The organism is Kitasatospora sp. NPDC048722 (assembly GCF_040650235.1).
Lineage (GTDB): Bacteria > Actinomycetota > Actinomycetes > Streptomycetales > Streptomycetaceae > Kitasatospora.
Map to the genome: position 1 here is coordinate 1 of NZ_JBEZGX010000003.1, position 14048 is coordinate 14048.

The 14048-nt window shown below is 72.9% G+C and carries 13 protein-coding genes and 1 riboswitch; of the genes, 5 read left to right on the forward strand and 8 right to left on the reverse strand.

Translation table 11 applies throughout. The annotated features are described in order from the left end of the window. Window positions 1-562 precede the first annotated feature (562 nt). Together AB0C76_RS03360 and AB0C76_RS03365 are read right to left on the reverse strand one after the other, a co-directional pair. Window positions 563-1075, reverse strand: coding sequence for an RICIN domain-containing protein (locus AB0C76_RS03360; protein WP_359958932.1), 513 nt, complete (start codon window positions 1073-1075; stop codon window positions 563-565). 413 nt (window positions 1076-1488) lie between these two features. Then, entirely contained in the window at window positions 1489-2400 is a 912-nt protein-coding gene (locus AB0C76_RS03365; RefSeq protein WP_359958935.1) for a hypothetical protein, read from the reverse strand. Between the two features lie 120 nt (window positions 2401-2520). Between AB0C76_RS03365 and AB0C76_RS03370 the strand changes: the two genes are divergently transcribed. The 4 genes from AB0C76_RS03370 (at window position 2521) to purB (ending at window position 5737) form a co-directional block, all read left to right on the forward strand. After that, window positions 2521-3276, forward strand: a complete 756-nt coding sequence (locus AB0C76_RS03370; protein WP_359958938.1) for a HipA family kinase — start codon at window positions 2521-2523, stop codon at window positions 3274-3276. Then, window positions 3273-3659: a DUF3037 domain-containing protein gene (locus AB0C76_RS03375; RefSeq protein ID WP_359958941.1), complete on the forward strand. Its 387-nt coding sequence runs from the start codon at window positions 3273-3275 to the stop codon at window positions 3657-3659. The genes AB0C76_RS03370 and AB0C76_RS03375 overlap by 4 nt, the downstream gene beginning before the upstream one ends. Window positions 3660-3772: 113 nt before the next feature. Further along, window positions 3773-4228, forward strand: a complete 456-nt coding sequence (locus AB0C76_RS03380) for a MarR family transcriptional regulator (RefSeq protein ID WP_359958944.1) — start codon at window positions 3773-3775, stop codon at window positions 4226-4228. 78 nt (window positions 4229-4306) lie between these two features. Next, window positions 4307-5737, forward strand: coding sequence for an adenylosuccinate lyase (gene purB, locus AB0C76_RS03385; RefSeq protein ID WP_359958947.1), 1431 nt, complete (start codon window positions 4307-4309; stop codon window positions 5735-5737). A 16-nt stretch (window positions 5738-5753) separates the two neighbouring features. Here purB and AB0C76_RS03390 read toward each other — a convergent pair whose 3' ends face one another. Continuing rightward, entirely contained in the window at window positions 5754-7286 is a 1533-nt protein-coding gene (locus AB0C76_RS03390) for an MFS transporter (protein WP_359958950.1), read from the reverse strand. A 311-nt stretch (window positions 7287-7597) separates the two neighbouring features. Then, window positions 7598-7777, forward strand: a riboswitch (cyclic di-AMP (ydaO/yuaA leader). Between the two features lie 2 nt (window positions 7778-7779). Between AB0C76_RS03390 and AB0C76_RS03395 the strand changes: the two genes are divergently transcribed. Continuing rightward, on the forward strand, window positions 7780-8733 hold the full coding sequence (locus AB0C76_RS03395) for a LysM peptidoglycan-binding domain-containing M23 family metallopeptidase (RefSeq protein WP_359958953.1): 954 nt from the start codon (window positions 7780-7782) through the stop codon (window positions 8731-8733). Window positions 8734-8939: 206 nt separating this feature from the next. Here the strand turns inward: AB0C76_RS03395 and AB0C76_RS03400 are convergent, their stop codons facing one another. From AB0C76_RS03400 to AB0C76_RS03420, 5 genes are all read right to left on the reverse strand, one after another. After that, window positions 8940-10460 (reverse strand): HAMP domain-containing sensor histidine kinase, encoded by a 1521-nt coding sequence (locus AB0C76_RS03400; RefSeq protein WP_359958956.1) that lies wholly within the window; start codon window positions 10458-10460, stop codon window positions 8940-8942. A gap of 273 nt (window positions 10461-10733) precedes the next feature. Next, the gene (locus AB0C76_RS03405) at window positions 10734-11459 is read right to left on the reverse strand and encodes a DUF2470 domain-containing protein (RefSeq protein WP_359958959.1); all 726 of its coding nucleotides are present in this window, start codon (window positions 11457-11459) and stop codon (window positions 10734-10736) included. A 121-nt stretch (window positions 11460-11580) separates the two neighbouring features. Then, window positions 11581-11988, reverse strand: a complete 408-nt coding sequence (locus AB0C76_RS03410; protein ID WP_359958962.1) for a RidA family protein — start codon at window positions 11986-11988, stop codon at window positions 11581-11583. A gap of 20 nt (window positions 11989-12008) precedes the next feature. Further along, the gene (locus AB0C76_RS03415) at window positions 12009-12758 is read right to left on the reverse strand and encodes an IclR family transcriptional regulator (protein ID WP_359958965.1); all 750 of its coding nucleotides are present in this window, start codon (window positions 12756-12758) and stop codon (window positions 12009-12011) included. Next, window positions 12755-13888, reverse strand: a complete 1134-nt coding sequence (locus AB0C76_RS03420) for a sugar kinase (protein WP_359958968.1) — start codon at window positions 13886-13888, stop codon at window positions 12755-12757. The genes AB0C76_RS03415 and AB0C76_RS03420 overlap by 4 nt, the downstream gene beginning before the upstream one ends. Between the last annotated feature and the right edge of the window lie 160 nt (window positions 13889-14048).

A 14048-nucleotide genomic window follows, 5' to 3' on the forward strand; every position in this document is an offset into this window, starting at 1 on the left:
GTCTGAAAATCACCCGTCACGCCCCTCTCCGCGGCCACCCCCTCCGCCACCCCCTCCCGCAGCGCACCCTCTCGCTGGGGTGGGTTCGGGGGAGGGGGGTGGTTGAGGTGGCTGGGAGGGGAGGGGAGGGGAGGTGTCCTGTGTTAAACGATCTTGATCGCATCAAAACGGTTAGCCGTGATCACGAGGTTCGGCGTCGCTGGAGCAGGTGGGGCTGACGCTCTGCTCGCCGGCCAAGGCGGCAGACTGCTGGCCCGAGATGCTCCAGCAGGCTGTGCTGGTCATGGAGATGCATGCCGACGTCATCGTCGATCGCCTGGCGGTCGGAGGGTGCGGTGCGGGGCGCGGCTGTCAGCCGAGGTAGATCGGGTCGGTGCCGAAGGTCCAGGAGCTTCCGGCCCTCGCGTAGACCTCTGCGGATTCGGGTCGGAAGCCGTGTCTGTCCGAGGGTGACGCGTGATCAACCGGTGCAAGGGCGTGGGACAGCGGAAACAGGGCCTACTGGCAGTTCCAGGTCTCGACGAAGACCCGAGCTCCACCAGAGGCCCTGTCTTACGGCTCCTTACGCCAGCTGCCAGCGGCGCGAGAGGTCGTTGTCGCACTTGTACTGGACGAGGGTGACGTTGTTGTCGGCGGAGACCCCTCCGGCGACGGTCGCGCACTTGCCCGTCTTCACGTTGACGAACTGGTAGGAGCTGCCGTTCCCGTTGCTGAGGCGCCAGCGGCGCGAGGAGTCGTTGTCGCAGTTGTACTGGACGAGGGGGACGTTGTTGTCGGCGGAGACCCCTCCGGCGACGGTCGCGCACTTGCCCGTCTTCACGTTGACGAGCTGGAAGGTGTTGTTGCTCCAGTTGCTGAGATACCAGTGCCGCGAGGAGTCGTTGTCGCAGTTGTACTGGACGAGGGGGACGTTGTTGTCGGCGGAGACCCCTCCGGCGACGGTCGCGCACTTGCCTGTCGCCATGTTGACGACGTGGAAGCCCGTCTGTGCAACCGCAGGGTCGGGGAGCAGCATCGCGCCCCCGGCCACAAGAGCCGATGCCGTCAGGAGACGTGCCAGAGTGTTCTTGATCATAAGAGTGCTCCTCTCGGATTCCGGGAGGGGGGAGACGGTCTCACGGGCAGCCTGTACTGCCGGTGTTGACCACGAAGGGTTGCCGGCGCAAGGCAGCAACGGACACTGCCGCGATCGGAGGGGATCCGCCGGCCGTCTTCGCCGGCTCGGTGGCGGGGCGACGTGGCTCCTTGTCAGGGGCCCTGTCCATTGTCGCCAGACCGGAACAACCAACGGCACGGGGCCGGCTGGTGGCTTGGCCCACACTCCGGCGAGCGCCATGCGGCCACCGTGTCCACTATCAATTGCCGCAACCGGGCCCGCAACCGGAACCATGACAGGGACCGGTCCTCGGGCTCCGGCCGCGGGGTGTCGACCGTGGGACAACGACTCCGTCCCGCCACAGCGGGGCGAAAACGTCTTGGTTGGAGAGCCTACGGCCGGCACACGCACCCGAGCGCCGGACTGCCCTGCCGCACGTCGTCCTCGATGGCGTCCTGGTTGGCGGCCCGAGGCGGTCGGCAATATGACCGCGACGGTGTGCACGCGCCGAGGGGGCCGGTCTTCACGGCTCGGCCGAGTCCCGTTCCCCGGGCAACGGCCCTTCGCGGCCGACGTCGTCGCGGACTTCGGCGATGCCGGGGATGACACCGCGTCAAAGTCCCGCTCTGCGCGCCGCGGGTGCCGGGCAGCAGGTTGCTGCGCTCGATGTCGATGCCGGCGTGGACGAACGTGGCGGGGACGCGCTCGGAGAAGTACAGGGAGATGTTGTGCAGTTCGTCGACCAGGACCAGGCCGGTGCGGGTGTCGGTGCAGACGCCGACGACGGCCTCGGTGATGTTCGCGCTCCGCGTGATCGGCAGGCCGAGGAAGCGGGCGAACTCGGCGGCGAGCATGCGGGGCGTCGCGGCGGGCGGGACGGTGATGTAGACGACCGGGATACGCTCGCCGCGGCCGGGGTGGCGGGCGCGGTCCCAGGCGAGTTCGCCGAAGGGGACCGGGGCCCGGTGCAGGTGCTTCCAGGTCGCTTCGATCCAGGGCCGGCCTTCGACGCGGTGGTCGCGTACCCGGATCACGACCACGGGCTCGCGGTCCAGCAGGATCGGCCGGTCCCGCTCCAGCCACGATTCGTAACCCGCGTGGTCGCCCACGGTGGCGGAGAAATACGAGCCCGCGAAGCCCTGTCCGCCCTTGGCCCATCGGAACTCACGCACCGGATCGACCGACTCGAACCGCCGGTTCCAGACCTGCCCGAGCGCCGGCCGGCAGCGCTCGCCGCCCTCGACGAAGTCCAGCTCGAACGCGGACAGCGCCGGGTCGGCGTACGCAAACGAGGCAACTGCCATCCGGACCCCCGCCACCGATCAAGATCGAATGAGGGGGAGGGGGTGGATTGGGTGGGTGCGTCGGTGCGGGGCGTGGGTCGGGTGGGTGATGGTTCGGTGGGGCACCGATAGGGTGGGGGTGTGCTTCCTGAGGTGACGGCGGTCCGGTATGTGACGCCACTGCGAGAAGGCGGTTCGATGCCGGGCCTGGTCGAGGCCGACGACCGGCGGCTGTACGCGCTGAAGTGGGTCGGTGCCGCGCAGGGGCGCAAGGCGCTGGTCGCGGAGGTGCTGGCCGGCGAGCTCGGGCGGCGGCTGGGGCTGCCGGTGCCGGAGCTGGTGACCGTCGACCTGGATCCGGTGCTCGCGCGCAGCGAGCCGGACCCGCAGGTCCAGGAGCAGATGCGGGCCAGCGGCGGGACCAACCTCGGCATGGCGTTCGTCAGCGGGGCGCTCAACTTCGACCCGCTGTGCTTCGAGGTCGACGCGGGCCTGGCCGGGCGGGTGCTCTGGTTCGACGCGCTCATCGGCAACGTCGACCGGTCGTGGCGGAATCCGAATCTGTTGGTCGCCACCGGCGGGCTGCGGCTGATCGACCACGGCGCGAGCCTGATCTTCCACCACAACTGGGCGGGTGCCGCCGCGTGGATCCGCCGTCCGTACGACGCCTCCGACCACGCGCTGCTGCGCTCCGGGCCGGACCTCGCCGCCGCGGACAAGGACCTCGCGCCGCTCGCCGAGGCGGCGGTCGAGCAGGCCGTGGCACGGATCCCGGACGTCTGGCTGGCGGACGAGCCGGGCTTCGACTCGCCGGACGCGGTGCGTGCCGCGTACCGCGCCCAGTTGACCGCTCGACTGGCCGGTCCGCGCGACTGGCTGCCGGAGGTGCCCGCATGACCGTCGAACTGCACGACTACGAGTACGCCGTGATCCGCGCGGTGCCGCGGGTCGAGCGCGGCGAGTGCGTCAACGTCGGCGTGCTGCTGTACTGCCGGCAGAACGCGCACCTGGCCGCGCGCACCCACCTGGACCAGGCCCGGCTGCTGGCGCTGGACCCGGTCGCCGACGTGCACGGGGTGCGGCGGGCGCTGTACGGGATCGAGGCGGTGTGCGCGGGCGGTTCGCAGGCCGGTCCGGCGGCGTCGGACAGTCCGGGGCAGCGGTTCCGCTGGCTGACGGCGCCGCGCAGCGCGGTCGTCCAGCCGGGTCCGGTGCACACCGGGCTGACCGCGGACCCGGAGGCGGAGCTGCGGCGGCTGTTCGACCAACTGGTGCTCTGAGGGCGTCTGGCGGGATCGGTGCAAGGGCGGCCGATGCGCCGAGCGGTTGATTCAGCGACGGTTGCCGTGGTCAAAGCTTGAGTTGCTGAAGCACTCGGCCGTACGCTGGTCCCATGGGTTCGACAGCGACGACGACCGTACCGACCAACGCCGAGCTGATGGAGGTGCTGGCCGCCGTCGGTGCCGCCTACTTCCAGGACTTCGCGGCGGCCGCGGCCCGGCACGGCCTCTCCTCCTCGCAGGCCAAGGCGCTCGGCGCGGTGCAGGAGCCGGTGCCGATGCGCGCGCTGGCCGGGCGGCTGGGCTGCGACGCCTCGAACGTCACCGGGATCGTCGACCGGCTGGAGTCGCTCGGGCTCGCCCATCGGGAGGCGGCGGCGGGCGACCGGCGGGTGAAGATCGTCGTGATCACCGGGCAAGGCCGGGACATCCTGACCCGCATCCGCGGCGAGATGGCGCGCACCCACCAGGCCTTCGAGGCGATGACGGACGAGCAGCGCGTCGCGCTGCACTCGATCTGCTCGCAGGTGCTGCCGGTGCTGTCCGGCCGGACGGGCGGCGCGCAGTAGCACCGCCGGTGGCGCGCGCCCGCGCCGGCGGGCGGGCGCCGACGTTCGGCGTGACCTCGGCTGTTAGGCTTGCGAAGCGTGAGCGCGAAGCCCCAGATCCCCAATGTCCTGGCCTCCCGGTACGCCTCGGCGACCCTGGCCCAGCTCTGGTCCCCCGAGCACAAGGTGGTCCTCGAGCGCCACCTGTGGCTCGCCGTCCTGAAGGCCCAGCAGGACCTCGGCGTCGAGGTGCCGGCGAACGCCGTCGCCGACTACGAGCGGGTGATCGACCAGGTCGACCTCGGCTCGATCGCCGCCCGTGAGAGGATCACCCGCCACGACGTGAAGGCCCGCATCGAGGAGTTCAGCGAGCTCGCCGGGCACGAGCAGATCCACAAGGGCATGACCTCGCGGGACCTGACCGAGAACGTCGAGCAGCTGCAGGTCCGCCAGTCGCTGGAGCACGTGCGCGACCGCACGGTGGCCGTGCTGGTGCGCCTGGCGAGTCTGGCCGCGCAGCACTCCGAGCTGGTCATGGCCGGCCGCTCGCACAACGTCGCCGCGCAGGCGACCACCCTGGGCAAGCGCTTCGCGTCGATCGCCGACGAGCTCCTGGTGGCCTTCCGCCGCCTGGAGGAGCTGATCGCCCGCTACCCGCTGCGCGGGATCAAGGGCCCGGTCGGCACGGCTCAGGACATGCTGGACCTGCTGGGCGGGGACACCGAGAAGCTGGCCGAGCTGGAGCGCCGGGTCGCCGGGCACCTCGGCTTCGAGAACGTGCTGACCAGCGTCGGCCAGGTCTACCCGCGCTCGCTGGACTTCGAGGTGCTCACCGCCCTCGTCCAGCTCGCCGCCGCGCCGTCCAGCCTGGCCAAGACCATCCGCCTGATGGCCGGCCACGAGCTCGTCACCGAGGGCTTCAAGGAGGGCCAGGTCGGCTCCTCCGCGATGCCGCACAAGATGAACACCCGCTCGTGCGAGCGCGTCAACGGCCTGGCCGTCATCCTGCGCGGCTACGCGTCGATGACCGGCGAGCTGGCCGGCGACCAGTGGAACGAGGGCGACGTCTCCTGCTCGGTGGTGCGCCGGGTCGCGCTGCCGGACGCGTTCTTCGCCTTCGACGGCCTGCTGGAGACCTTCCTGACCGTCCTCGACGAGTTCGGCGCCTTCCCGGCCGTCGTCGAGGCCGAGCTGGACCGCTACCTGCCGTTCCTCGCCACCACCAAGGTGCTGATGGGCGCGGTGCGCGCGGGCGTCGGCCGGGAGACCGGGCACGAGGTCATCAAGGAGCACGCCGTCGCCTCCGCGCTCGCGATGCGCGCCGGCGCCCGCGAGAACGAGCTGCTGGACCGGCTGGCCGCCGACGAGCGGATCCCGCTGGACCGGGCCGCGCTGGACGCCCTGCTGGCCGACCGGCTGTCGTTCACCGGCGCGGCCGGTGCGCAGGTGGCCGAGGTCGTCCGCCAGGTCGAGGCTGTCGCCGCGGCCTACCCGGAGGCGGCCAAGTACGCCCCGGCCGACATTCTCTGACGGAGAGTCAGTCTCCTCAGGCTTTCGAGGGCCCTGCCGCCGGACCGGTGGCAGGGCCCTCGTGCGTGTGGACGTGGCCGGGGTCGAGGGGCGGGGTCGTGCCGCAGCACCACTCGGTGTCCGGCTCCGCGACCGGGTGGTCCTCGGAGGCCAGCACGTTGCCGCGGATGGTCGCGAAGGCGGTGATCGCGCCGGCCGTCAGGAGCCCGGCACAGATCAGCATCGCGGTGTGGAAGGCGTCGTCGACCGCGGCCGGCACCCGGTAGGCGTCTCCGCTCAGGCCGGCCAGGGCCGGGAGGGCCGCGACCGCGAGCAGGCCGGCCGCGCGGGCGGCGGCGTTGTTGACCCCGCTCGCGATCCCCGCGTGCCGCACCTCGACGGCCGCGAGGACGGTCGCCGTCAGCGGTGCGACCAGCAGAGTCATGCCGCAGCCCATCACCGTGACGGCGGGCAGGACGTCCGTCCAGTAGGAGGAGCCGGCCCCGACGCGCAGCATCAGCAGCACCCCGGCGGCGCACAGCAGCGGGCCGACGGTGAGCGGGATCCGCGGGCCGATCCGCTTGCCGAGCCGCGCGGCGCGCGAGGACAGCGCGAGCATCAGCACGGTGATCGGGACCAGGGCCAGGCCGGACACCAGCGGCGAGAAGCCGGCGACGATCTGCAGCTGGACGACCAGCAGGAAGAAGACGCCGCTGAACGCCGCGTACACGCAGAGGGTGACGAGGTTCACGGCGGTGAACAGCCGTGAGGAGAACAGGCCGAGCGGCAGCATCGGTTCGGGGGCGCGGCGTTCGACGGCGATGAAGGCCGCGCCGAGGACGAGCCCGAGCACGCCGGTGAGCCAGACGGCGGGGGAGAGGCCCTCGCCGGCCGCCGTCAGCGCGTACGTGAAGGTGCCGAGCGCGAGGGCGGCGAGCGCCGAGCCGAGCACGTCGAAGCGGCCGGTGGCGCTCTCGTCCCGGCTCTCGGGGACGTAGCGGGTGGCGACCGCGATGACGGCGGCGGCGAGCGGCAGGTTGAGCAGGAAGATCCAGCGCCAGCCGGGGCCGTCCACCAGCCAGCCGCCGACGAACGGGCCGACGGCCGCCGACACCCCGCCGAGGCCGGACCACAGGCCGACCGCGGCCGAGCGGTCGTCCGGGTGGAAGACGGCCTGGAGCATGGCGAGCGAACCGGGCGTCAGCAGCGCCCCGCCGATGCCCTGGACGGCGCGTGCGGCGATCAGCACCTGGATGTTCGGCGCGGCGGCGCAGGCCGCGGAGGCGACGGCGAACCAGACCACGCCGAGCAGGAAGACCCGGCGCCGGCCGTAGCGGTCGCCGAGCGCGCCGCCGAGCAGGATGAGCCCGGCGAGCGTCAGCAGATAGGCGTTCAGCGTCCACTGCAGGGACGCGAGGGAGGCGCCGAGGTTGGTGCCGATGCGGGGCAGGGCGACGTTCACCACGGTGCCGTCGAGCAGCGCCATGCTGGAGCCGAGCACCGTTGCCAGGAGGACCCAGCGTCCCTGCGCGGTGCCCAGGCGCAGGGTGCCGGCGTTGGTTGTGGTCACGGCCCGATCCTCTGCCCGGTGGGGTGCACGTGACAAGGGTCACCGGCGGTGCGTCCGGGGGTGACGATGGGTGATCGATCGGCTGCGGAGAGGTCGGTTCGTCGGCGGAGGGTCGTCGATCCGCTGCGGGCGGTGAATGGATTGTGCACGCACCGTATTCCGGATCATTCGGAGCGTCATCGTGACGGGTGGGGTTGTTGCGGGTTCAAGAGATCGACATTGCTTCACCCGGACGGATGAGTTTTAGTTCAGCGACCGACCGGCCAGCCCGGACGGATCCACCGGGTGGAACGCCGAGTCCTGCCGCTGCCCGGTGGCTCGAACTGAACTCTGTACGGCAGGAGCGGGGGACCCACAGGTAAGTCGCCGGACCGGAATTCGCGCTGTTGGCGCGGAAGTCCAGGACCGGCTCGGGGTGAAGCCGCGCATGCGGCCGGGCAACTCCAGCCCGAACCCGACAGCTCACCTCGCAGGCGTCGGAGAGGAAACTTCCATGCCTGCTCAGGCTCGTCGTATCACCCTGCCCCGCGCCGCCCGCATCGGCATCGCGACCGCCGTCACCGGTGTCTCCTTCGCCCTCCCGCTCGTCACCGCGATGAGCGCCCAGGCCCACACCGCCCCCGCCGCTCCGGTCGCTCCGGTCGCCGCCGCCTCGGCTCCGGCCGCTCCGGCCGCTCCGGCCGCCGCCCAGGGCGACGCCTCCTACCGGGTCGTCAGCGGTGACACCCTTTCGAAGATCGCCGACGCCAAGCACGTCGAGGGCGGCTGGCAGGCGCTGTACGCGCACAACCGTTCCGTGGTCGGCGCCAACCCGAACCTGATCTTCCCGGGTCAGTCGCTCGCGATCGCGGCCCAGGCCGCCCCGGCCGCTCCCGTTCAGAAGCCCGCCGCCCCGGCCGCCAAGCCGCAGGCCGCGCCGGCTCCTCGGCAGCAGCTGCAGGTCCGGACCGAGGCCACCACCCCGGGTGCCCAGGTGCAGGTCCAGGCCGCCGTGGCCCAGCCCGCCCAGGCCCCGGCCGCGGCTCCGGTCGCCGCCGCCTCCGGCTACGTCGCCCCGCTCGCCAACCCGGTGCTCGGCGAGGCCTACGGCGTCGCCGGCACGATGTGGGCCTCCGGCCACCACACCGGCCAGGACTTCGTCGCCTCCACCGGCACCCCGGTGCGCGCCGTCGCCAACGGCGTCGTGGTGAAGGCCGACAACGGCGGCGCCTACGGCAACGAGGTCGAGATCCGGCTCGCCGACGGCAAGTACGCGCAGTACGCGCACCTGTCCTCGATCGGCGTGACGGTCGGCCAGTCCGTGACCGTCGGCCAGCAGCTCGGACTGTCCGGTGCGACCGGCAACGTGACCGGCCCGCACCTGCACTTCGAGATCCGCACCGGGCCGGAGTACGGCTCGGACATCGACCCGGTCGCCTACCTCCGGGCGCACGGCGTCGCGCTCTGAGTTCCCCCCTCCGGGGATGACGGACCACCGTAGGTGCGGGGCGAAACGATCGACCGGGATGGTCATGTCGGGTGACCGCTCGACCGGGTGATCGCCGCATCGGCGGACATGGGCGCGGGACACGCCCAGACCGGCCCGGCCCACGAGGACTCCTCGTGGGCCGGGCCGGTCGCTGTTCGTCCGGCCTTCCGTTGTTGTTGCCCGGCTCAGCTCCGGTCGGCGCCGGGCGGCGGGGGAGTCTCCGGCGGCGGCGTGGCCGCGCCCGGCAGCCGGACGGTCGCGACGGTGCCGCCGTCCGGGCCGGCCGGTGCGAGCGTGACCTCGCCGCCGGCCGCGCGGACCGTGCGGGCGACGATCGCCAGCCCCAGGCCGGATCCCGGCAGTTGGCGGGCGGACGGGGAGCGCCAGAAGCGGTCGAAGACGTGCGGGAGGTCCTCGGCGGCGATGCCGGGGCCCTCGTCGCGGACGGCGAGTTCGCCGGCCGCCAGCGAGACGTCGATCCGTCCGCCGGGCGGGCTGAACTTCACCGCGTTGTCCAGCAGGTTGATCACGGCGCGCTCCAGCGCGTGCGGATCGGCGCGGACATACCAGGGCGTCAGGTCGGCGCCGAGCACCAGGCCGGGGCCGCGCAGTTCGGCCCGTTCGACGGCCCGGGTGGCGATGTCGTGCAGGGCGACGACGGGCAGCGGCTTCGCGCCGCGGGCGTCGGCGGGTCGGGACAGTTCGAGCAGGTCGCCGATGAGGGTGGAGAGTTCCGCCATCTGCGCCTTCATGTTGCCGAGGATCCGGGTGAGCGTCGCCTCGGGCAGCGGCCGGCCGGACTCCTGGCTGCGGATGAGCAGGTCGACGTTGGTGCGCATGGAGGCCAGCGGGGTGCGCAGTTCGTGGCCGGCGTCGGCGATCAGCCGGGCCTGGCTGTCCAACGAGCCGGCGAGGGCGGTGCTCATCGCGTTGAAGGCCTCGCCGAACCGGGCGATCTCGTCGTGGCCGGTGACCTCGATCGTCACCACGCCCGGCTCCTGGGTGCGGGCGATGTGCTGGGCCGCGCGGGTGAGGCGGTCGATCGGGCGAAGGGCGGTGCGGGCGATCCACAGGGCGCCCGCGGCGGCGAGCGCGATGACGACGGCAGCGGCGCCGGCGGTGATCAGGGCGAGCTCGGTGAGCGCGTCCTGCACCGGTTCGAGCGGCTGGGCGAGTGCCACGGCGGCGGTGGAGGCGGCGTTGTCGAACATCACCGGACCGAAGCTGACCACGTAGACCCGCACCGGGGTGCCGTCCACGGTGCGGCCGTCGCGGAACAGCGAGGTGGCGTGCGGGCCGGTGCTCCCGCTCGCCGCGACGGGCAGGTCGTCCGGGATGACGACCACGGCGCGGGGGTCCTTCCGCGGGCAGGAGGTGCCGTCGGCGACGAGCACCGTGGGGACGGTGTCCCCCTTGGGCATCCAGGGCTGCCCGACCGCGCCGTTGCACCAGTCGTTCAGTGCCTTGATCTGCGCGCTGCTCGGCGGCCGGTTGCCCGGCATCCACGCGCGGGACAGCGTCTGGTCGACCTGGTTGACCATCTCGTCGCGCGCGACGAACCAGCCGGCCACCACGCAGGCCACGACCGACAGCGAGACCGCGGCCGCGGTGAACAGCGCGAGCCGGCCGCGGAGCGTCATCCGGCCGAACCAGCGGGCCGTGCCCGCTCTTTCCGTGCCCGGTCTTACCTTGCCCTCTGCCGTCATGGCTCCGATTCCCCCCGGGTGTTCGTCCATCGTCGGGCCACGATCCACCGCGACCGTGAGACGGCGATGAGAACCAGCTGACGTGAAGATCAAGAGAAGGCCCGGTGGATCGGTCGGAACGGTCGTTCGTTGACGGGGTGTTCGGTGGGCCGGCCTTCGGCGTACTGCGATCGCGCCGGTCGGGTGTGGCGGTCGGTGCGGCGGACGGGTGTCGGAGGATGCGGCGGAACGTGATCGGCGATCCGGCAGGTGTGCTTTCGGGCCGGGCTGTTCTCAGCTGCGGTGGACGGGCAGCGCGTGCTGGGCGGCGGCCAGCAGGTCGTGCATGCGGTGGCCGAAGTCCTCGGTGTCGGTGGCCGGTTCGGGGAAGACCAGGCGGACGTCGCGGTGGCCGTGCGGGTGGTCCAGGCGCAGCACCAGGCCGTAGCGGTCGAGGGCGAGCGGGCGCACGGCGGGGTGACCGGTGAGGAGCGCGGGGTCGAGCAGCCGGGTGAGGACGGCGAGCGCGTCGGCGTGGTCGTCGGCGAGGTGGGTCAGCAGGCCGGCCTCGGTGCGGGCGAGCGGGTCAGGGGTGACGAGGGCGAGTTCGGCGGCGGTGACGGCGCCGGTGCCGTAGGGGGTGGACAGGACGGCGTGGGCGGCGTCGACGAGCAGGTGGACGCCGAGGCCGTCGTCGGCGAGGTGGGCCGGGCGCAGCCGGCCGGCGAGCGAGAGGCGGCCGCGGACCCGGTCGCGGACGGCGACGGGGGAGACGTCGGTGACGTCGAGGACGACGGCGAGGCCGTCGGGGGCGTCGACGGCGGCGAGGGTCAGCGGGGCATCGATGGGGGCGCGCAGACGGAGGCGGGAGCCGTGGAGGGCGACCGGGGTGGCGAGGTCGTGGTGCTCGCCGAGGGCGCGGACGGTGAGCGACGCGGTTGCGGTGAGCAGGCTGTGCACCCGCTCGGCGGTGGTGGGCTCGGCGACCTCGTCGGCGGGGTGCTGGCGCGCGGTGGCCATGCGGACCTCCTGTTGGTTAGGTGAGCCTAACCTAAGGGAGGCGGGCGCCGGTGGCAAGCGGCGGGCCCGGACGGCGTGAGGCGTCCGGGCCCTGGCCGTTGGTGACCACGACCGTGGGGTGTCAGGAGACGACGGCCTGGGCGTCGATCTCGACCAGCATCGGCTCCTGCGGCAGCTCGACGAAGATCGTGGTGCGGCAGGGCTTCACGCCGCCCGGCTTGATGTTCTCCTCGATGAACTCCCCGTAGACCTCGTTCATCGGCGCGAAGTCGGCGCGCTTGGTGAGGTAGACGCGGAACATCACGACGTCCTCGATGCTCGCCCCGCCGGCCTCCACGATCGCCTTGACGTTCTCCAGCGTCCGCCGGGTCTGCGCCTTCACGTCCCCGTGGTGCAGGTACTCGCCGGTGGCCGGGTCCTGCGGGCCCTGGCCGGAGACCTGGAGGATCGGGCCCTTGCGCACGCCCTGGGAGAACAGCCAGGCCGGGGCGGGGGCGCCGTCGGTGCGGACCTCGGTCTTGTCGCTCATGCTCATCCTTTGACTGGGTGTCAGGTATGTTCCGGCCGACCGCAGTCGGCCGAGATCGTGCGGGTGGTGGCGAGCAACTTCGGTAGCAGTTCCAGCACTTGCTCGTACGGGAGGAGGACGTCCGGCACCGAGATCGACGCGGCGGCGACGACCCGGCCGCTCGCGTCCCGGATCGGCGCGGCCACGCAGTTGATGAAGGCTTCGTGCTCCGCGTGGTCCTGCGCCCAGCCCTGTGCGGCCACCCGCTCCAGCTCGGCGAGCAGCGCCTCGGGGGAGGTGAGGGTGTTGGCCGTGTGCGGGGTGAAGTCGATGCCCGCCACGACCCGGCGCCGCTCGGGCAGCGGCAGGTCGGCGAGCAGCACCTTGGAGACGGCGGCGCTGTGCAGCGCGGCGCGCAGGCCGATCCGGGAGTACATCCTGACCGGGTGGCGGGAGTCGAACTTGTCGATGTAGACGACCTCGCCGCCCTCGTACGCGGCCAGGTGCACGGTCTGGCCGGTGACGGCGTTCAGCTCGGCCAGGTGCGGGGCGGCGATGCGGCGGATGCCGCGCTGCTCCAGGGCGAGGCCGGACAGGGCGAACAGGCCGGCGCCCAGGTGGTAGCGGTAGCCGGCGTCGCGGTAGACGAACCGTTCCTCTTCGAGGCTCTGGAGCAGGCGCAGCACGGTCGTCTTGTGCACGCCGAGCACCTCGGCCAGCTGGTCGAGGGAGCGCTCGCCCTCGCCGAGCTCGGCGAGGATGCGCAGGGCGCGGCTGACGGTCTGGCTCATCGGGCTCCGCTCGGGGTCGTCCGGCTCGCCCGGGAGCCGAGCGCGGGGCTGGTGATGGCGGTAGCCGTGACGCGCGTGGCGGCCCAGGCGGCGGGGGCGGCGTCGAGCAGGGCGGCGACGACGGCCTCGGGCGGCAGTTCGGCCTGGTCGCCGTGGGCGGTGAGCGCGCAGGCCGCGCTCAGGTGGCCGAGACGCAGCCGGCGGCGCTGGTCCAGGCCGCGGAGCGCGCCGGCGAGGTAGCCGGCCGCGAAGGCGTCGCCCGCGCCCGTGGCCTCGACGACCTCGACGGCGAGGGCGGGTTCGGTGACGGCGGAGCCGTCCCGGTCGAGCGCGGTGACGGACCGGGCGGCGTCCTTGACGACGACGGTGGCGGGTGACGGGAAGCGGCGGCGCAGGTCGGCCGGGTCGCCGGTGCCGAACGCGGCCGCTGCCTCGTCGGCGCCGAGCAGCAGGACGTCGGCGGCGTCCAGCAGGGGTGGCAGGACGGCCGGGTCGCGGTCGCGCCAGAGCGCGGGGCGCCAGTTGAGGTCGAAGCTCACCAGGCGGTGGGGGCTCTTCGGGCTGTCCGGACCGTCCGGGTGGCTCGGGCGCGGGCCGGCGAGCAGGGCGTGCAGGAGGGCGAGGCAGTCGTCGGAGAGCGCGGCGGTGATGCCGGACAGGTGCAGCAGCCGGGCGCCGGCCAGCAGGCGGGCGGCCGTCGGATCGTCCAGCAGGGCGGGGGAGAGCGCGGCGGCGGCCGAGCCGCGGCGGTGGTAGTGCAGACGGCTGCGGCCGGGGCCGAGGTCGTGGTGGTGGCCGGTGGATCCGCCGACCTCTTTGAGGTAGAGGCCCGTCGGCCGGTGCGGGTCCACCGCGACGGCCGAGACGTCGACCCCGCGGGCGGCCACCTCGGCGAGCAGGCGGCGGCCGAAGCCGTCGTCGCCGACCCGGCTGATCCACGCGGTGGGCACGCCGAGCGCGGCGAGGGCCCCGGCGACGTTGGACTCCGCGCCGCCGACCGACAGCCGGAAGGTGTCCACCGCCTCCAGCGGGCCCGGGCGGTCCGGCAGCAGGACGGCCATCGACTCGCCCACGCAGACGGCGGCCGGCGGGCCGGGGCGTGCCGGGCCCGGGGTGTCCTGTGGCGACATCTGCTGGGCTCCTCGTCTGCGGCTGTGCCCGGGGCGGCGGCATCGGACCGGCTCCGACGGCCGAGGCCGGTTCCGTTGACCGTGGTCCGGCGCCGATGCTAGAACCGTGATGCCAGCATGTGCAACCCTCGTTGCGCATGTTGCAACCTGGCTGATGGAG